Annotated in this window: 14 protein-coding genes; 4 read left to right on the top strand and 10 right to left on the bottom strand. The window is 28.2% G+C overall.

Annotated elements, in window-relative coordinates; genetic code table 11:
- Positions 1-15: 15 nt before the first annotated feature.
- The 4 genes from LQ673_RS01825 to LQ673_RS01810 all read right to left on the bottom strand — a co-directional run bounded on the left by LQ673_RS01825 (position 16) and on the right by LQ673_RS01810 (position 6,498).
- Positions 16-1,299: a nucleotide sugar dehydrogenase gene (locus LQ673_RS01825; RefSeq protein ID WP_126477807.1), complete on the bottom strand. Its 1,284-nt coding sequence runs from the start codon at positions 1,297-1,299 to the stop codon at positions 16-18.
- 210 nt (positions 1,300-1,509) lie between these two features.
- The gene (locus LQ673_RS01820; RefSeq protein ID WP_191836186.1) at positions 1,510-3,498 is read right to left on the bottom strand and encodes an acyltransferase family protein; all 1,989 of its coding nucleotides are present in this window, start codon (positions 3,496-3,498) and stop codon (positions 1,510-1,512) included.
- A 145-nt stretch (positions 3,499-3,643) separates the two neighbouring features.
- Positions 3,644-4,810, bottom strand: coding sequence for a glycosyltransferase (locus tag LQ673_RS01815; RefSeq protein ID WP_191836185.1), 1,167 nt, complete (start codon positions 4,808-4,810; stop codon positions 3,644-3,646).
- Between the two features lie 14 nt (positions 4,811-4,824).
- Positions 4,825-6,498 carry a CDP-glycerol glycerophosphotransferase family protein gene (locus LQ673_RS01810; protein WP_204171180.1) on the bottom strand — a complete coding sequence of 558 codons (1,674 nt, stop codon included), beginning with the start codon at positions 6,496-6,498 and terminating at the stop codon, positions 4,825-4,827.
- 135 nt (positions 6,499-6,633) lie between these two features.
- Between LQ673_RS01810 and LQ673_RS01805 the strand changes: the two genes are divergently transcribed.
- On the top strand, positions 6,634-8,061 hold the full coding sequence (locus LQ673_RS01805; RefSeq protein WP_191836745.1) for a glycosyltransferase family 2 protein: 1,428 nt from the start codon (positions 6,634-6,636) through the stop codon (positions 8,059-8,061).
- A gap of 49 nt (positions 8,062-8,110) precedes the next feature.
- Here LQ673_RS01805 and LQ673_RS01800 read toward each other — a convergent pair whose 3' ends face one another.
- Both LQ673_RS01800 and LQ673_RS01795 read right to left on the bottom strand, forming a co-directional pair.
- Entirely contained in the window at positions 8,111-11,308 is a 3,198-nt protein-coding gene (locus tag LQ673_RS01800; RefSeq protein ID WP_191836746.1) for a CDP-glycerol glycerophosphotransferase family protein, read from the bottom strand.
- A gap of 2 nt (positions 11,309-11,310) precedes the next feature.
- The gene (locus tag LQ673_RS01795; protein ID WP_051575416.1) at positions 11,311-12,795 is read right to left on the bottom strand and encodes a CDP-glycerol glycerophosphotransferase family protein; all 1,485 of its coding nucleotides are present in this window, start codon (positions 12,793-12,795) and stop codon (positions 11,311-11,313) included.
- A 234-nt stretch (positions 12,796-13,029) separates the two neighbouring features.
- Between LQ673_RS01795 and tagD the strand changes: the two genes are divergently transcribed.
- Together tagD and LQ673_RS01785 are read left to right on the top strand one after the other, a co-directional pair.
- On the top strand, positions 13,030-13,422 hold the full coding sequence (gene tagD, locus LQ673_RS01790; RefSeq protein ID WP_037588940.1) for a glycerol-3-phosphate cytidylyltransferase: 393 nt from the start codon (positions 13,030-13,032) through the stop codon (positions 13,420-13,422).
- A gap of 87 nt (positions 13,423-13,509) precedes the next feature.
- Positions 13,510-14,628 (top strand): serine hydrolase domain-containing protein, encoded by a 1,119-nt coding sequence (locus LQ673_RS01785; RefSeq protein WP_191836709.1) that lies wholly within the window; start codon positions 13,510-13,512, stop codon positions 14,626-14,628.
- 27 nt (positions 14,629-14,655) lie between these two features.
- On the opposite strand, the gene LQ673_RS01780 is transcribed toward LQ673_RS01785, so the two are convergent.
- From LQ673_RS01780 to LQ673_RS01765, 4 genes are all read right to left on the bottom strand, one after another.
- Positions 14,656-16,641 carry an acyltransferase family protein gene (locus LQ673_RS01780; protein ID WP_191836710.1) on the bottom strand — a complete coding sequence of 662 codons (1,986 nt, stop codon included), beginning with the start codon at positions 16,639-16,641 and terminating at the stop codon, positions 14,656-14,658.
- 183 nt (positions 16,642-16,824) lie between these two features.
- Positions 16,825-17,877: a glycosyltransferase family 2 protein gene (locus LQ673_RS01775; protein ID WP_191836711.1), complete on the bottom strand. Its 1,053-nt coding sequence runs from the start codon at positions 17,875-17,877 to the stop codon at positions 16,825-16,827.
- A gap of 4 nt (positions 17,878-17,881) precedes the next feature.
- Positions 17,882-18,937 carry a CDP-glycerol glycerophosphotransferase family protein gene (locus LQ673_RS01770; protein ID WP_037588934.1) on the bottom strand — a complete coding sequence of 352 codons (1,056 nt, stop codon included), beginning with the start codon at positions 18,935-18,937 and terminating at the stop codon, positions 17,882-17,884.
- Positions 18,938-19,053: 116 nt separating this feature from the next.
- Positions 19,054-19,857: an ABC transporter permease gene (locus LQ673_RS01765; protein WP_037588933.1), complete on the bottom strand. Its 804-nt coding sequence runs from the start codon at positions 19,855-19,857 to the stop codon at positions 19,054-19,056.
- A 207-nt stretch (positions 19,858-20,064) separates the two neighbouring features.
- Between LQ673_RS01765 and tagH the strand changes: the two genes are divergently transcribed.
- Positions 20,065-20,859: a teichoic acids export ABC transporter ATP-binding subunit TagH gene (tagH, locus tag LQ673_RS01760; RefSeq protein ID WP_037588932.1), complete on the top strand. Its 795-nt coding sequence runs from the start codon at positions 20,065-20,067 to the stop codon at positions 20,857-20,859.
- The last annotated feature ends 4 nt before the right edge of the window (positions 20,860-20,863 follow it).

The raw sequence follows: 20,863 nt of genomic DNA, 5'->3' as shown, positions 1-20,863 counted from the left end.
AAGACCCCTCAATCTTTACTTATTAAATGAAAGTGCAATATTTTTTCCGAAAGTATATAAATTACCGTAGTTGTAATATTTAACTTGCTCAAATTGTGATTGAACAACATTTTTCGTATCGAAAATGACTTTGTCTTTCATACCTTCAAAATCTTGATCTACTAAATTTTTGAATTCTGAATGGTCACTCAAAATTAATACAAGAGATGCATCTTTAACTGCTTTTTGAATATCTTTTTGGACAAAACCTAGCTCAACATGTGGATCATATGCTTCTACTTGAATATCATTTTCTTTTCTCAAATCATTATAAATATCAAATGCTGGCGATTCTCTGACATCATCTACATCACCTTTATAAGTTAATCCAAATACAACAACCTTATGACCATTTAAAGTTTCTAACATTTTCTTAGACTCATTAATAACATATTGAGGCATTGAACGATTAATACGTCTACCTTCTTGAATGAGATTCGTTGTTTCTGGATCTTTAGCGATAATAAAGTATGGATCAACTGCTAAACAATGACCACCAACACCTGGACCTGGTAAGTGAATATTCACACGTGGATGTTTGTTCGCCATCTTGATAACTTCTAATACGTTAATATCTAAATGATTACATACCATCGCAAGTTCATTTGCTAGCGCAATATTCAAGTCACGGTAAGTATTTTCCATTAACTTACTCATTTCTGCTGTCTTAGCATTTGTTTCAATCATTTCACCTTGTACGAATGTTCCATATACACGTTTACCCGCTTCAACACATGCTGGCGTTATACCACCAATTATGCGATTGTTATGAATAAGTTCATGTAATATTTTTCCTGGTAACACTCTTTCAGGGCAATGTACTAAAAATATATCTTTACCAATTTCAAATCCTTGGCTTTCAAGATATGGTTTAACATGATCATCCGTTGTTCTTGGTGCTATCGTAGATTCTACAATGACCGTATTACCTTTTTCTAAAAATGGTACGATAGATTCAACTGCACCCATTACTAACGAAATATCACATGATTCATATTGATCATCATTATTTGGAGTTGGAACTGCAATAATAAATGCATCTGCTTTTTCAGGTTGCATACTTGCTTTGAATTTATTTTTAGCTAACACTTCTTCATAAGCTTCTTGTAAGCCAGGCTCTTCAATATGAATTTGACCATTATTTAATTTATCTACTGCTTCTTTATTTATATCGACACCTACAACATCTACACCATGTTTCGCAAACATAATTGATGTTGGTAATCCAATGTATCCTAAACCAATAGTAGTTAATTTCATATTATATCCATCCTTTAATAATTAATTGTTAAGCTATTACTTTCGTAATGTTAAATATATTGTAACTTCTATGAATACAATAAACAGTCGTTTAACAGATACTTAAGGAAGGGTTTACACTCTTTTATCATTGTTTACAATTGCTCAATATTTTGTGTTAAAAATAGCCCCTCGATCATATAAATTCATATGATTGAAGGGCTTTATAGATTAATGATTAAGTTCTTTAAAGTATTGTTCGATATCTTTCTTTATTTTAGGACCAAACGTTTTAGAGTAACTATTTGATATATGTCCTTTGTCCATATATACAATGACGTTACCTATAACAGGTGCAAACTTTCCATCTTCTTTGAAATACGATGTATAATCTACATATTTTGTTTGTTCTGGCTTTTGTTCAAGTTGATCCCATTTAGATACTTTTGGCAAACGTTGTTTAGCATTCATCTTCTTAATCGTTTCTTGTTCTCCGAATTTATCTAATGTTTCTGGAACATTAAACTCATATCTCGGATTATCTCTTATAGCCATAATTGGTGTTTTTGTATTTGTAATGTTTTGATATTGTTTTAATTGTAATGGGTCGATTTGTCCATTTACATCTGTACTTGAATCTGCAGTTGTTACAACTAAATCGACATCTTGCTTATCAAGTTCTTTAATTAAATTTTTATTCCACTCGGTACAATCTCGGTCACTGTCATTCGTTGTTAATACACAGCCACTTTTCGTCATGCTTAATACTCTATAATTTCCTTCTTCAGCTGCTTTTTGAAGTGCGCCTAACCAATGTTGTGCGTGAGAGCTCCCTACTAAAGCGATTGTCTTATCATAGTTTTCTTTTTTACCGTACTCTCCAACTAGAACTTTTGATTCACCTATTTTTTGATGAACTTTGTCTCTTGTAGAATCAGGTGATTCATTTCTGATTTTTGAAAACTCTGGAATTGCTTCTACACCTTCTTTAACTTTTACATGCTTTTCTGCAGCCATTGCTCCGGGATAATTTTCACTCAATGCTACTTTTTCTTTTTCAAAAGGATTATTAAAGATAACGAAATATAAAGATGCGATTGCCAATAACTGTATCGCTAATCCAATTCCTAATTTTTTGAATGCAATTTTATCTGAAGATGCTGATCTAATTGGCTTTTCAATATAACGTGTCATGAAATATGATAATAACCATGATAGTAAAATCATACAAATACCTAATACAATTCCAGGTCGTTCATTATTATGATACTGATAAAATGATAAAATCACCCAATGCCATAAATATAAGCCAAATGACAATCCGCCAATCTTCACCATAATGGATGATCCTAAGAATTTCTTAACACCATATTTAGTTTCATAGTTACCAGAAACGAGTATAAATACGGCACATAACATTGGCCATAGTGCAATATATCCAGGAAACATTGTTGATACATTAAAAATAATACCCGTTAAGATCAAGCCAATTAAACCTAACCATCCAATTAAACTTGCTACTAGACGATTAATTTTAATTTTATTAAGGTTGATTGCTAATAATCCGCCGAGTGAGAATTCCCAAACTCTTGTAAATGTATGGAAATATGCCCAAGGTTGATTGACGTGCGTTAAATAAATAGAATAGGACAATGAAACGATAAATAATGTACCTAAACAAAGATTTATGACATTAATAACTTTAAGGTTAGTGTATTTTTTATATAACATAAAAAACAAACTAAAGATGACAAACCATATAATATAGAATTGTCCTTGAATCGACATTGCCCAAAAATGTTCAACTGGCGTCTTCATTTGATCTTTATTTAAATAATCTGTACTCGATAAAGCGAGTTGCCAGTTTTGATAATAAAATAAAGAAGCAAAGATTTCTTTTATCGTTTTACCTAGTATTGATTCTGGCAATAAGAAAAAGCTTAAGATAACCGTAACAAGTAACACCGTTATAACAGAAGGGAATAACCTTTTAATTAATCCTGTTATGTAAGGTATAAATTTAAATGACCCTGTTTTATTGTATTTAGAAATAATGGATGTGGTAATTAAGAATCCTGAAACAACGAAAAATACATCGACGCCCCCAGACACTTTCCCAAACCAAATATGATATATCGCAACTAATAATGCTGCAATAACTCTTAGCCCCTCAATTTCAGGTCTAAATTTTTTGTCTAGATTAATAGGATTTGTCTGCATATAAAAATCTCCTTTAAGTATTATACAGTTGTAAGTATATATATAAGGATATTTATTAGAAAGACAATTAATTAATATTTACAATATCTTAACACCCTATTAAAAAATCCCTAACAATTGGCTTGTTAGGGATTGAGGTTGTTGCTTATTTAAAATGCTTGTTTAGATCTTTCATGAATTGCTCATAAATGACATCTCCGTCGAAATCGTTACTTCTTTCTAAACCTTTTTGAATGACATTTTGAACATCAGAATGATGATAATTTTCAATAACATACGCAAGTTGCTTTCCATATTGTTTAGCATCTTGGTAGTCTACTAAATAACCATTTTTTTGATTTTCAATTAAAAATTCTGGACCATAACAGCCCTTATAACTGATAACTACATTTCGTTGATACATCGCCTCTAATATAACAAGTCCAAAACCTTCAACTCTCGATGGAACAGCCGTAATCTTACTTTCAGCTAATACTTTTGATAATGCGTTAGTAGTAGGCTTAAGTTTCACAATATCTTGAATATTATATTGATTGATCAATTGATGGAATTGTTCTTTTTCTTGTCCATCTCCATATAATTCTAATTGAAATTGGTGTTTTCGCATTGTGTCTTGAATTAAATTGATACTATCCAGTAACAAATCAAACCCTTTTTCATGCTCAAATCTACCTGCAGCAACAATTGTATTATATTTCTCTACATTATATTGAGTTTCATTTAGTATATTTGGAACAATAATCACTTTAGTATGTGTTAAACCTTGTTGATAATCTTGTTGATCCTCTTTAGTTAATGTCGTCACTAAATCAAGGTGTTCATAACTTTTAAGTATATCTTTTTGATATTGCTCATCATGTGCATATAAATACATATGTTCCATACCAATTTTAAATACCGACTGACTTGCATATTTGCTAACAAGTATATTGTAACTTGCTCGTGTACCTACAATAATATCTGTATTCACATTCTGAATGGCTTTAACAATTTGTTGCTCAATATGACTTGAAAATTGATGAAGTCCAGGTTCAGACGGATGAATAATTTTAGGACTCAAAAAAGGTGTATACTTATTGATTCTATTTACAAATATATTTTTCAACCCTTTGATGGTTTTGTTATATTCAATAATGGGTTGAATTTCTATATTTTCATGCAACTTAAAATAAGGTTCATCACTCGCTTTAAATACTGACAATATTTTTACAGCGTGACCTTTTTTACTTAATTTATTTGCCAGATTAGAAATTGATTTCGTCGTCCCACCCATATGATAAATATTGTGAACTAAAAATGTAAAAGATTTCATATAAATCCTCCTTTTCAGTCCATAGCTTGTTCTATCAATTGCGTGATAGTTTCGTATGACTGATTATTTTTGTTGATAAATTGATCACTAATCGTATGATAATCATTATTCATAATTGCATTAAACAATAATGACTTTTCAAAATATTGATTATCATTGATAGTTTCATAAACTTCTTTATATAAACCACGGTTATAATCGTAATTATTAAAATCCGGTGTATATAAATACACTTTTTTATCAATTGTTAATGCATCAAATACAATTGAAGAGTAATCACTAATTACAATGTCTGAAACAAGTAGTAATTGTTGTGTTTCAAACTGTCTTGTATCGATATAATTATACTGTTTATTAGCATGATCTTCTTCGTGATATTTATAAATGATGTTATATTTCGCTTTCATCTCATCTGTAAATTCTAATAAAAACTCTTCTTCTTGATTATCTCTCCATGTCGGCGTATACAGAATTGTTTCTTTTTCAGTATTTAAATTTAACTGTTGTTTGATTTGATTTATTTCATTAGAAATTGAGTGCTTCTCTAATAAATATTGGTTTCTAGGATAGCCACATGCAACAAGTTCAGTTTTTTCCATTGGAAATGCGGATTTAAATACATCGTTTATAGATTCTACATCCGTTATAAAATAATCTTGTTTAATTAATTTATTATATTTACGTGCTCGATAATTATAAATATCAATATTTTGTTTAGGTTCTTTGCTATCTAAGAATAGTCGTTTTAAAGGTGTACCATGCCATAACTGAATGATTGTACCATTAGGTTTAAGTTGATCTGGCAAGTAACTTTCAAGTATCACTACGTTAGCTTCCTCTATAATTTGTTTCGTATCAGAATGAGAAGGAGAAACAAAGTGATCACCTTTTTCTTCGTCCGTAATAAAGTAAACCGTATATTTAGGATGTTGCTTTATTAAATATTCAAATAAATATTTTGAATTACCTCTGTAACCATAATCGAAACCTAAAAATACAATATGTGGCTTAATTTTCGTCTCATCTTTGTCATATATGTTAATTGCTTTCATTTGTTTTTGTTGTGCCGTATGACTTAATTTTTGATAAGCAATCTTCGGTAATTGAAATTGTGATTTTGCTATCACTTTATCAATCGTTCTGGCGATTGAAGGAATTTGTGTTTCTCTCGCTTTAAACAATGGTGAAATGCCATTTAAAAGTGCTGTTTTATTTAAATAAAATTTCTCTTCATGACTTAGACTTTCATTTTTAAATGCTGATAAACAGCTTGCACTTAGTTTACTTTGTTGAACATAATCAAAAATAACGTGAGCATCAATTTTAATTTCATCTAAGTGGAAAATTGCATTTAATGTAATATCAAATATCGTTTCCCACTGATAATTAGAAATTAGCCATAATAGCTCATCTTTCTTAAAAATGATATTTGGTTGAAGCGTTATATTATTAAACCAATCAGCAACTGTAATAAATGCCTTTCCCATATATCTACTATCGTTTGTATAATAACCATTGTTAGTATAATCAACAATATAAGATTGGTTATCCAATTCTAAATTGTTCAATACATCTTCCCTAACTCGCGTATTTTTATCTATTAAAATAATATGATTTTCTTCATGACATTCTGTAATTATATAATTTTCTAAATTATGCTCGTCATGAATATTTATAATTTTAATCATTTTACACCCCATATATTTTAAGTTATACAATAAATTGACTTCTTTATTTATTCATATTACATTATACAAACAATGTGAGACAAATTTGCCACATTGTTTATACAATTTGATTTTTTAAATGAATGGAGTTAATTTATGTTATTCAAAAGTAAAAAGCTTTTTTCAATTATTGTCACAACGTATAATAATGAAGCTAAAGTAGAACGTGCGATTGATTCAATATTAAACCAATCTCTAGATGCAAGAAATTACGAAATCATCATAGTAGATGATCATTCTACGGATAATACTCAAACCTTAATTAAAAACTATGAAGCTAAAAACATCAAATTTATCATATTAGACGAAAATTCAGGTGGTCCTTCAAAACCTCGTAACATTGGTATTGCAAAAGCAACCGGTCAATATATTTATTTTCTAGATGCAGATGATTATTTAGCAACAGATATATTAGCAAGAATTGCTAATGACGATAAACTTCTTAAATCAGACATGATTGTTGGTAGAACGTTACGTCAAAATGACCATTCTTTAACTGTACATGCTAGATTTATGAGTAACGATAATCGTTATAATTATAACATCAATGACATCCCATATATATATAATCACTTTGGTCCACCATCAAAATTTATTAAACTAAGTCATATTAAAAAACACAATATAAAGTTCCCGGAAAACTTACATTTCGGGGAAGATAAAATGTTTTTCACTAACTTGAGTCCTTATATTAAAGATGTTTCTACGGTTACAGATAATTGTTCAATTATTGACAGAACAACATCTAATGAATCTCTTACAACGGGTATAGATTTCTATGAAAAACGTGATTCAGATTTAGAAATTATTCAACATTTACTAAAACAAGAATCAAACACTAAAAACATTCGATTGTTAAATCGATATTTAGAGTATGATTTATTGAAAAGTTGTAATAGTCATGTATTCCTAAATAGTGATAAACAACAACAAGTTCGGTATTTTAAACAACTGAATGAGCTTTTCAACCAATCATATATAAAGTCAGATATCATTCAAACAATCAGTCAAGAATATACAGACGCAATTACGTTTATTCAAAATAATGATTTTGAGTCATTTATCAGTTTCTTTACGTGGCTTAAAAAACAACCTAAAATAATTCAAAAGCAACATAAACAAACAATGTTAACTGATGCTAATGAAAGATTCACAATACCATTTCAACAGGCAACGTTATTAAACATAGCTGAAGTAGACAAATCCATCAAAATACAAATTGAAATAGATGGTATAGATATTGAAGAAATACGTAACTTGTCTCTTATGTCTCGAAAAGATTACAAAGATGATATCGTTATTAAGAATATAGAAGTCCAAGATAAGCTCTTAACCATCTCTATACCTAAAACTGAAATCAATAATAAACCAGAATCAATATATAACTGTATCATTGTATATGATGGATTTAAGCATTTAAATATTAAATTTGGGTATGATAAGAAAATCAGTTTAACGGATAAAAAAGGTGTTTTCTACCCTACTATAAATGGAAACCTTTCGTTAAAATTAACGAATAAATAATAAAAAGCAGAACTGCCAGAAAATACATCGTCAGTTCTGCTTTTTTTATTTAAAATAATTTATCGACAATTTGTTTCGCTGCTGTTCCTTTTTCAAATGAACAGAATTTATCATAGAATTTATCATATTTATCTTTATATGATTCATTAACCGTTTCTATATTTAGAATAGCATCTATTAAGCTCTCATTGTCTTTCAACAATGGACCTGGTGCTTCGTCTTCGAAGTTCATATAGAATCCTCTTAAATTATCTTTATAATGTTCTAAATCATATGTGAAGAAGAGTAATGGTTTTCGTGTATTAGCATAATCAAACATTACAGATGAGTAGTCTGTAATACAGATATCACTAATTAAATATAAGTCACTAATATCTTCATAACTCGCAACATTATAAATAAAGCCTTCTAATGATTTGTCGATAATAATATTATTACTAATAATGATATGCGGTCTTAATAGTAGTACGTACTCGTCTCCAAGTTTTTCTTTCATTTGATGTAGATCTAATTTTAAATTAATTAAATGTTTTTTCGCAGATGATACTTCGTCATCTCTAAATGTTGGTGCATATAATATCACTTTTTTATCTTTAGGAATTGAAAGTTTACGTTTGATAATATGTTGTTTTTCTTCAATATCACTTTCATTTTCATAGAAGATATCATTACGTGGATAACCTACTTCTAATATTTCTTTATTAAAGTTAAATGCAGATTTAAAGCAACTCGATGCATATGGACTTGGTGAAACTAAATAGTCCCATCGTGACACTGAACGATTAATTCTGTCTATATACCCTGCATCTCTACCTTTAAAATCATCGACATCATTTAACATTTTCTTCAGTGGCGTACCATGCCATGTTTGAATATATGTTGTATTTTTCTTCTTCTCAATATAATGAGGGAAGTTCTGATTATTAATCCAGTATTTAGCTAATGATAAATATTTATAATAACTTGGGCTTAAACGTTTCACTGTTATAACATTTTCATCATCAAATGGATATATTTTATTGGATACCCATACGATCTTATAACCTTTATCGAGCGCTTTAATTTGATCGTAAATCATTTTAGGACTATCCGTTACTTGTTTACCTAAATTACTTTCTATCACAATTAGTTTTTCATCTATTTTCCCAAATCTTACAAGGAATTTATTCATATAGGACATAATATCAAAGTATTTTTTATGTCTTCTAAATCGTTTAAACACATGTTGTGAAAGAATATCATATTTTAAAGTATCCTTTATGATATTTCTACGTTTAAATGATTTAGCCTCTTCATATATACGCTGTGAATTGTTTGTATCTTTATATGCTACAAAGTTATTAGCTTTATTGATAATTTGTTGTTCATTCTTGAAGCCGTTATTAACATAATGGTTAGCCGCTTCTAAAACTGCTTCAACATTATCAACAATTTTACCAGGTAGTTCTTTATCAAGATCTAAATGCGATGGTAATTTACCGATAAATCTATCTCTATCAAATTGATAGTAAATAACTGGTTTTTCTAAGAAACTAAAGTCAAACGCAACACTTGAATAGTCTGTAATCATCAATTTACTTTCTTTAATAAGTAATTGAACATCTACTTCACCTTGTCTAATGACTTTAATGTAATCAGGTATATCAAAATATTCAACAAATGCCTGCATATTAGGATGTAAACAGAATATGATATCTACATTTTTTGTTTGAGCAATTGTTTTCCATTCTGGTCTATTCAATAAGCTATTATAATTTTGTAGATAATCAGATTCTAAAAGACTATTAATATTTGTTATCCAATCACGCCATGTAGGTATAATTAAAATTTGATTTTTAACTTCTACGTTTTCCTTAAATAATTCATCAAATCTTGAGAGACCTGTAACTTTTGCTTGATATGAATCAAATAATAAATCTCTATTAACGATTTGTTTTTCTCGATTAGAGCTTGTGATAAACATATCAACATTAAAGTCTTTCAGTTGTTTACCATTTATCTGTGTTAAGTTTTTAGCACCTAATACACCATGTTGTAAGAAGACGCGTTTAGCTCTAATTTTTTTCACATAACTTGCTTCATGACTTGGGAACAATAATTCTGTATGATGCGTACTGCAAATAATATCTGCTTTAATCATAACTTCGAAATGTTTTTTTGATTTAAAATCAATGACATTTCCATATGGTTCTACGTTTTTTCGTTCTTCAGAATTTTTATCAATAACATAATATACTTCTTCATTTGGATGCTCAGTTCTCATATATTTAAAGAAATGATAGCCATTATCTTGGGCTTTATATGATTTTTCACCAATCACCCAAACTTTATTTTTGTTCAAATTGTTTTTGATTAATGTTGGATAGTCGTGCATTAATTTTTTGTATGCTTCATAATCTTCTTTTGCATATTCATTAATTCTAAATGATAGGTTTCTACCTTTTATCGTGAAATATGGTATAGCCGTTTTTACAGTTTGCCCAAGATCAATTGATACTTCACCTTTAGCAAATCTTTCTACCATAATTCTTGGGTTACCCAATTTTACATCTATTACATTTTTAAATTCATTTACTTTAATATTTAAGTAGATATCAATAATATCTTCAGAATCAAAGTCATTTTCTAAATACTGCTTAAGTTCATTAAAAATATCAATTTCAAAATCATAACTTGTAGAATTTAGTGACTTATACACATTAAATACAACTGGATCTAATGGTATCTCAATAACATGCTCACTTAACCTTGAAGTGATTCTTATATGAGCATATTCAAGTGTTGAATTTTGAATTGAGAACTTCCCTTTTAAAAATGCTTGTTTATTATTTATGATAATTTTATCTATATGTCTTCTTGCAAAATAAGTAGACACTGGTAATTCTGGTTTTAATGTGAATTGTATAATTCCGTTTTTAGTAATATACGGGGTAATAGTCGCTTCATCATGAATAACTGTTTCAAAGTTTTGTATATTATATTCATATTTTTTTATGTTTATTTTTTGAATGGATTGTGTAATACCATCAGATCTTTCTAGTAAAATAAAGATTGTTTCTCTATCATACTGTGAAAATTTTTCTAAAACGTCATTCAAATTAATTTTAAATTGATTTTTGATATTGGTTTGTGGAATGATTATTTCATCAAATTCATTTTTTATATAAACATTTTTAATATTATCCAATGTTTGATCAAACTCAAAGACTAGTAAATCGCGTTCTTGATAAATATTTAATATTTTCATATTTATTGAAACTCCTTTTCTTTATCTAGAGTGCCGATAATCTTTTCACTTACTCTTTCAGTTGCTCCTCCATCATCAAGTTGATTATATTTATTATTGAATTTTCTATAATTATCAGAATGTGGAATATCTACATATTGCATTGATTTAATATACTCAATTAATGCTTCACTTGTTTCAAATACTGGTCCTGGTAAATCTGATTCATACGGTAAATAAAATCCTCTAATATCGTTAGCATATTCATCTTTATCATATGCAAAAAATAAGATTGGTCTACTTAGATTCGCATAATCGAAATAAACAGACGAATAATCTGTGATTAATACATCACTCATTAAGAATAATTCGTTGATATCATTAGCATTAGATAAGTCATACACATTTGAATAACTTTCTAAATTCAAATGTTCTGATACTAAATAATGTGCTCTTATGAGCAATACATATTCATCGGATAGTTCTTTACTAAACGAATCTAAATCAATCTTCAATTTAAAATTGTAATTACCTATATCTGTACGATCATTATCTCTCCATGTCGGTGCATACAATATGACTTTTTTATGAGAAGGAATATCATATTTTTGTTTGAGTTGATTAATATAATCTTCATTATTTAACTGAACTAAATCATCATTTCTTGGATATCCTAAAGTTAAAATCTGTTCTTCTTTCAGATTAAAAGCAGATTTAAATCGTTTAGTAGCAGTTTCACTAGGAGATATTAGGAAATCCCACCTACTTGTTTCTTTATTAAAGCCATAAAGATACTCTTCAAGCGTAATTTCGGGAATAGAAATAACCGTTTGATCATTAGCCAATTTCTTTAAGGGCGTACCGTGCCATGTTTGAATAAAAAGTTGATTTTCTTTTTTCTCAAGTTGGGGTGATAATCTCGTATTAGCAATCCATACCTTGGCTTTATGATATACTTTGAAATATTGTTTAGTATTTTTTTTAACTGTTTCTATATTTAATAATCTAAGATTTTCATCTAAATCATTATTATCCGTTACTACAATATGTTTATAATTAGGTAGTGCGTCTTTTAAGTAAAAATAAAGCATCTTTGGAGAGTCCGAAAATGCTCTACCATTAAATGATTCATAAACAATAGTCTTGTCTACCTTACTTGGATTAAAATCTAAGACATAGTTTTTAGAGCGTAAAATGGATAAAGATTTACGAAACTGTGATAGCATATAACTATATTTATAATCTCCTCGTTTCATAGCTTTACCTTCTAAATATTTAAAAACACTTTTTTTAGGAGTGCTGTAGTTAATCTTTCTTAACAAAATTGACAAACCATTTCTATTTTTTAGTATAAAGTCAAATTTATAAGGAAATAGAGGATTGAAAACTTTGTTGAAATAATAAAGTAATTTCTCTTTATCTGTAGAATTGACATCTTCTTTATTATTAAAATATTCTATCGTACTTTTAAATGAATTTTCAGTCATTAAAAATAGTTTTTCTTCCATAGATACTCCTCTAATTCATAATTTACATTAAATTAACATATTCTATTATAATACACTACATATTTATAAATTTAAACTGATGACTATTTAGCGACTTGTATAATAAATTTATTTATTTCAATATATACTTCTCCTATTAAAATACCTTCAAAATAAATTTACAAACTTTGCAAACTATTTACAATAATACATATATATATTAATATTAAAGATATCAAATAATGGGGTGAAATAATGCGTAGAGTAATTACTTATGGAACATATGATTTACTACATTACGGTCATATTGAGCTTTTAAGAAGAGCTAAACAGCATGGAGATTATCTAATTGTTGCTTTATCAACAGACGAATTCAATAAGTTGAAAAATAAAAAATCATATTACAATTATGAACAAAGAAAAATGATGCTAGAGTCTATTAGATATGTTGACTTAGTTATTCCAGAGAATAATTGGGAACAAAAAACAGAAGATGTAGAAAAATTTAATGTTGATACATTCTTAATGGGACATGATTGGGAAGGCGAATTCGACTTCTTAAAAGACCATTGTGAAGTGATTTATCTTAAGAGAACAGAAGGTATTTCAACAACTCAAATCAAAAAAGAATTATACGGTAATGACTAGAACACATCAATGTGTTCTTTTTTACAATATCAAATGTAAAAAAATAGCATTCATGGTAATATAATGTAAAAACATCAGGAGAAGAACATGAAGAAATTAAATAAACTTATATTATGCATCATCGCTATATGCCTTATCATCTTATTAAGAGATGTCTACCAAGCTCGCCAATATAAAAAAGAGCAATCACAAACCCATATTTATAAAAAACATAAAGAAAATAAGCAAACATCTAAAATGAATTTTTCAGAGGAAAGAAAAATTGATAAGTATTTAAAATCAAAATCTTTTAATGGTAATATAACCATTTATAAACATAATCAACCATTAATGAGTAAAGCATATGGTTTCAGGGATATTGAAAACAATATAAATAATGATCGCAAATCAATGTACCTACTAGGGTCAGCTAACAAATTTATAACAGGTTTAATGTTGAAATCGTTAGAAGATCAAGGGAAAATCAATATTAATGACAATGTTAATAAATACATACCAAACTTTCAAAATGTATATCCTATTACCATTAAAGATTTAATGTTGCATAGAAGTGGCTTAGCTAAAGCAAAATTCCCAACTAGTGCAATGGGCTTAAATGGTGCAATAGAAAGTATTAAATTAAATGGTGTTGTACCCCAAAATTATCATAATTATTTTTATAATGATGCAAACTACATCACAATTGCTAAAGTCATAGAAAATGCTACAAAAAAATCATACGCACAAAACTTAAATGAACTTATCATTAATAAAGCTCATTTAAAATATACTGCTCGTTATGACGCAATTACTCAACAAGAGTTTATGGTAAAAGGCTATAAATTTAAAAATAATCAATCCATATATTTCTATCCATCCACTTTGGATAAATACGATGGTGCTGGTAATATCTATATTTCAACAGATGATATGGCTAAACTAGTAAGTCAATTTAAATCAAATAAATTACTTTCTAAATCATCAACTGATAATTTACTATCACAAGCCTCTACAAATTTATATCCTAGCCCTTATAGATATGGATTTTATAGTTACCCTAATCACCAAAGATACAGAGGCATATTTTATCAAAATGATTTTGTAACATATTCTAACAACGAATTTATTGTTTCTATTGCTAGCAATAAATTGAATGACCATTATCATGGTGACACTGAAAAAATTTTAAAGCACATCTTTAAAGATATACTCAAACAAAAATTATAAAAATAGAGAGTGGACATTGTCCGCTCTCTATTTTTTTACGATAGATTTAATTTCTTTACCTAAAATAGGTCCGAAAGATTTTGAATAAGTGTTTGTCATATGGTCCATATCACGATACACAACAATATTACCTATAATCGGTCTATAATTGCCATTCACTTTAAAGTATTCTGATGGATCGAATTTTGGTAATTCTTTGCTTGTTTCTGATAGTTTTTTCCAATATGAAGTATCTTGTTGGTTATTTCCTTTATTCATAAGTTTAATTGTCTCTTTTTCACCAGATTTTTCTAGTTCTTCTGAAACATTAAAATCATATCTAGGAATATCTCTTATTGCCATTACTTTTATATTATAATCATTCTTAACTTTTAATAATTCATCTACCATTTGTTGTTGAATCTTATCGCTATTTGAGTCAGCTGCTGTAACATGTGATAACACTAGATCAATATCATCAGATTTCTTTAAATAGTTTTCGACATTTTTAACCCATTGGCCTTTTAATGAATTATCATCATAACCTGTAGAGAATCTTGTTCCAGATCTTGTGATATTAATCACTCTGTAATCATGCTCTTTTGCCGCTTCAATAACTGCTCCTAACCAATGTTCAGAATGTGAACTACCTACTAAAGCAATTGTTGCTTTGTAGTCTTTTTTCTTACCATAAATACCAATCTTTAAATCTGATTTTTTTAATCCTTGATTTGAATCATCTAAGTGTGATTGTGGTAAATCATCAAATACATTGGCAAATTCAGGCTTAGGATCATTTTCTTTAATTTTTTGTTTTGATGTTGCGGCTAGTGCTCCTGGATAATCTTTCGATGCTAGTGTTTTATCGTCAGATATTTTCACATATGCATTATGAGAGACTAAACCAGCGATTAATATGATATTAGCTAATGCAATAATACCTATTCTCTTAAATGCGACTTTATTTAAATTTGCACTTCTTATAGGAGTTTCAATATATTTAGTCGTAATAAATGACAGAGCAATTGATAATACAATGATAAGTATCCCTGAAATAATACCAGGTGTTTCTGAAATATTGTATTTGTAGAATGATAGCAATACCCAGTGCCATAAGTATATCCCGAATGATACTCCACCTAGTTTAATCATAATCGGCATAGATAAGAAGTTCTTAACACCGTATTTAGTATCTTTATTACCTGATAAAATAATCAATAATGCACAAGTCATAGGCCATAAAGCAATATAACCTGGAAACATTGTTGATACATCAAATAAAGCCCCCGTTAAAATTAAACCAATAAGACCAATCCATCCAATAATTTCTGCTGTTAAATTATTGATTTTAATTTTGCTTAAGTTAATACAAAGTAAACCACCTAACGCAAATTCCCAGACTCTCGTAAATGTAATAAAGTATGCTAAAGGTTGATTAACTGCTGTTAAATATACTGAGTATGCAAAGGATACAATAAATATAAAACCGAGTAAGTAATTTACTATTCTCTTTCCATTTACTAATTTATATTTTTTTATTATGAATAATATAAATGTAAATAATAAGAACCAAATGATATAGAATTGTCCTTGAATGGACATTGCCCAATAATGTTCAAGTGGACTTTTCATTTGGTGTGCATCTAAATAATCTGTATTACTAATTGCCAACTGCCAATTTTGATAATAGAACATTGATGAAATGACTTCTTTCATTGTTTTATCAAAAATGGTTGATGGTAAGAAAAATATACTTAATATGAGAATCACTAATATAATAATAAATGCAAGCGGAAATAAACGCTTCATTATTTTAGATATGTATGGCCAAAACTTAAATTCCCCTGTTTTATTGATTGTAGATATGATTGATGTTGTAATCAGAAATCCTGATACAACAAAGAAAACATCTACCCCACCAGATACTTTACCAAACCAAATATGGTATATAGCGACTAATAAAGCTGCAACAATCCTTAGGCCTTCAATTTCTGGCCTAAACTTTCTTTCAATATCAATTATATTTTTATCCATATTTTAACTCCATTTTAATTTAATTTGATATGCAATTGTAAATTATATCAAACAATTAACTATTGTAAAGTTTATGTATATTTAATTAATAAATAGAAATATTGATTCGATACTAGAAATTAATATATGAAAATAAATAAAAAATACTAACAACCATTTAAGGCAGTTAGTATTTTTTATAATTTAATGAGATATTTTCTTGCTTTTATTTCTTATATTTCTTAAATTCATTTTTGTCTTAAGTTTAAATAGTTTGAGTTTATAAGAACGATAAGTTTTTTTATCAATTTGCATATCTAAATTACTTGCCACTTCTTTAAATCTTTCAAAATTGTAAGTCGCAGCAATTGTCAATACGAGTTCTTTTAAATCTTTCACACTATTCGTTTGAAGTGGTTGAACGACTTTTAAATAGTTAATTGCTGGATCTATAACATGATTTAAGTTATCTACTTTCATAAAATTATTTCGAATTAAAAAGTAAATAATGAGATAATCCATTCTATAACTATAATAGTTACTCACTTTTTCTTTTAAATTACTTAAAATGTCCAAAGTTCTTTTTCTAACTTCAATGGCATCATTTAAATATTTTTCAATATTTTTGTAACTTGTCGCTACTATTGAGTCTTCAATACCTATATTATACAAGTACGCTGAATCATCTAATATTGTAATACGACTCTTTGACCAAGCTTTTAAATTAAAGGTATGCTCTTCACAAAAAGTAATATCTTCATCGAATCTAATATTTTCTAATACGTCATGTTTGTACAGTTTACCATACGGTCCTATTGATTGGGTAACTTCTGGTGTTAAGTTTAATGTTGTATGATCTACAGCTTTTAAATCATTGTATGTTTGAATCGGCCTAATCTGATCACCAATTAAATGAGAAACCTTACCAACCACGATATCTGTATCATTCCTTTTTATCGCTTCAACCATCTTGTCGATAATACCTTCACCTAATTTATCATCTGCATCACAAAACATAATATATTTACCTTTTGCGATACTAATACCTTCATTTCTTGTTGCCGCAGCACCTTTATTTTCTCGATTCACAAGTACAATATTAGGATTATTAATTTTGCTAATTACATCTGCACTATTATCTTTAGATCCATCATTAATACAAATAATTTCATGCTCATAATGACTTTTAATTGATTTAATGGTTTGCTCTATTGTTTTTTCTGCATTATAAATAGGGATGATGACACTTACTTCCATATCGTTAAGCTCCTTTGTTTATAAAATCAACTAACTTCCCAGTTGCATCGAAGTTTGTATATTGATGCCACATAGGTTTAATTTCATTATTAATTCTATTTAGATTCACAAGTTTATAAAGTGTTTCTAAATCATAAGCTTTGTTCTCTTTCGTCATTTCATAATAGTATTGATTAAGTCCTCTCATTTCATCATACTTTGATTCATCATAACTATAGAAAATAATCGTTTTATTTAAAAGTGCGGCTTCAATACTTAATGAACTGTAATCTGTAATGATGATTTCTGCCATTTCAACTAGATCTTGTATATCTCTCGAATCTGAATCATGTGAAGTAATGCTTGGATGTAATTTAGTCACGAGTTCGTATTCAGGGCACATTTTTTCAAATTTCTGTTTATCTATCATATGAATTTCATTTGTATAATCTCTATAAGTAGGAACATATAAAGCTATTTTTTTGGATTTAATAGGATACTCATGTTTATCTTTATATTGGTCTAACCTTGGTAAGCCAAATGGTAATATTTGATCGGGCTCGGCATCTAAACTTTTAATAAAGACATCTTTCATAATATCTGAACTGACTAGATAATAATCTGTAAAATGATAAACAGATAAGTAATTTTTTATCTGTTGTTTATCCTCAAGATTAATACTTTTATCTTCTAAACCAAATTTCTTCAAAGCACCAGCAGCATGCCAAGTTTGTATAACTTTTTGTTCTGGCGTTTTGCTGATACTGCCTAATAATAAATAATATGTATCGATAATTATTATTTTACTGCTTTTAATTGCTTTAATCTGTTGTAAGACATATTTATTACTTAAGTTTACCACTTTATCTACATCTATATCATTCAAAAAATCAATCCACTTCGGATGCGCAATTACCGTAATATAGTATTCTTCTTTCTTTAATGCTTCAATAACAGGTAACACATCTTCTTTAAATGTCATAAACACCACGACATTTTTACGTTTCACATTACTTTTAAATAATTTATTAAATATAAAAATAATAGAAAGGTAGACTTGTTTAATTATGCTTCTTACCACAATGACACTTCCTTATATAAAATTTACTAAAGTAAAAATTGACCAAAAGCAGCTATATATTGAGATAAAGGCTGAGACAATCATTAACGTCTCAGCCTTATCATTTATTAATCATTTTAAATAAAGTCAGCAAATCTTTGTCTAAATCTAACATGTAATATTGCACCTACTACAAAGAATAACACTGTTACACATAAATTATAAAGTAATAATTGCCAATGTTCTATGAAGTACCAATTATTATATAATATTGCTGCTCTGTACCCTTCTGCAAAGAAGAATACTGGATTTAATTTCATAATCATTTCAATCACTGAACCTTTATCAGGTACCCAAAGAATTGGTGACATGTAAAATAGCATTCTCAAAATAGCTTGCATTGCCATTTGTGTATCTCGAATAATGACACCTAAAGTCGATGTTAATAACGAAACAGAAAATGCAAATAAATACACTAAAGGTAAGTATATGAATAATTGTAAAATATAAATCGAAGGTATAATACCGGCAGGCATACATAATAAAATAATAATTAAAACTAAAATAATATGACCATAAAATCTACTTGTTAAAATATATGCGGGTATTGCAGATAAAGGGAAATTCATTTTTGCTACTTGATTAAACTTAGTACCTATTGATTTAGTCCCTTCAAGTATACCTTGGTTTACAAAGAACCACATACTAATACCAACTAATAAATATAAGATAAACGGTACACCATGTACTGGGTCATTCTGCCTTATACCAAAACCAAATGCAAACCAATATACAAATATTTGTAGTATAGGATTAATAAGTTCCCACGCTAATCCTAAATAATTATCATGATTCGAAATTTTTAATTGGAATTGTGCTAATCTTTGAATCAAATAAAAGTTTTTGACGTGCTCTTTTATTACTGTAAAAACAGCATGCATGAATATCACTCTCTCGCTAAGACATTTATAACTTAATCTTTAATATAGCATCAAATGAGCATAGATGATATATTAAACTTTAGGTTAATCTCATAATTATAGAACATATATAATTTACATGATTCTAACAGAATTTACAATAAATTTACTAAACTCATAAAATAATGCATAATAGAAATGTTAATAATTATAAGGAATGAAGTACATATGAAAGAATCAGTTATCATTAATAATTTAACAAAAGAATATAAAATTTTCCGTAATAACAAAGAGAGATTAAAAGATGTTTTTTTACCAAAGCATCAATCACAAAGATTTTTAGCGCTTAATGATATATCATTTACTGCTTACGAAGGCGATATTATCGGTTTAGTGGGTATTAACGGATCAGGAAAATCAACATTAAGTAATATTATCGGCGGCTCATTACAACCAACAGACGGTATAATTGAACGCCACGGTGATGTTAACGTTATTGCAATTAACTCTGGTTTAAACACGCAACTAAACGGTATAGATAATATCGAATACAAGATGTTATTACTTGGTTTCTCTAAAAAACAAATTAAAGAACTTACACCTCAAATTATCGAATTCTCTGAATTAGGTGAATTTATATATCAACCTGTCAAGAAATATTCAAGCGGTATGAAATCTAAATTAGGTTTCGCAATCAATGTAACTGTCGATCCAGATATTCTTGTAATTGATGAAGCATTATCTGTAGGTGACCAAACATTTACTAAAAAAAGTTTAGACAAAATGAATCAATTTAAAGAAGCTGGCAAGACTATTTTCTTTGTTAGTCATAATATAGGTCAAGTTAAAGATTTTTGTACAAAAATAGCTTGGATTGAAGGCGGCAAATTAAAAGAATTTGGCTCTACTGAAGATGTACTTCCAAAATACCAAGCATTCTTAAAAGAGTTCAATAAAAAGTCAGCAAAAGATAAAAAAGCTTTTAAAGACGAATTAGATGCTACACGTTTTTATTTCAAATAACAGA

It is taken from the genome of Mammaliicoccus sp. O-M54 (assembly GCF_022386035.1).
Classification (GTDB): domain Bacteria; phylum Bacillota; class Bacilli; order Staphylococcales; family Staphylococcaceae; genus Mammaliicoccus; species Mammaliicoccus sciuri_A.
The sequence above is the reverse complement of the archived record's forward strand: the minus strand, read 5'-3'. Positions and strand labels throughout refer to the sequence as shown.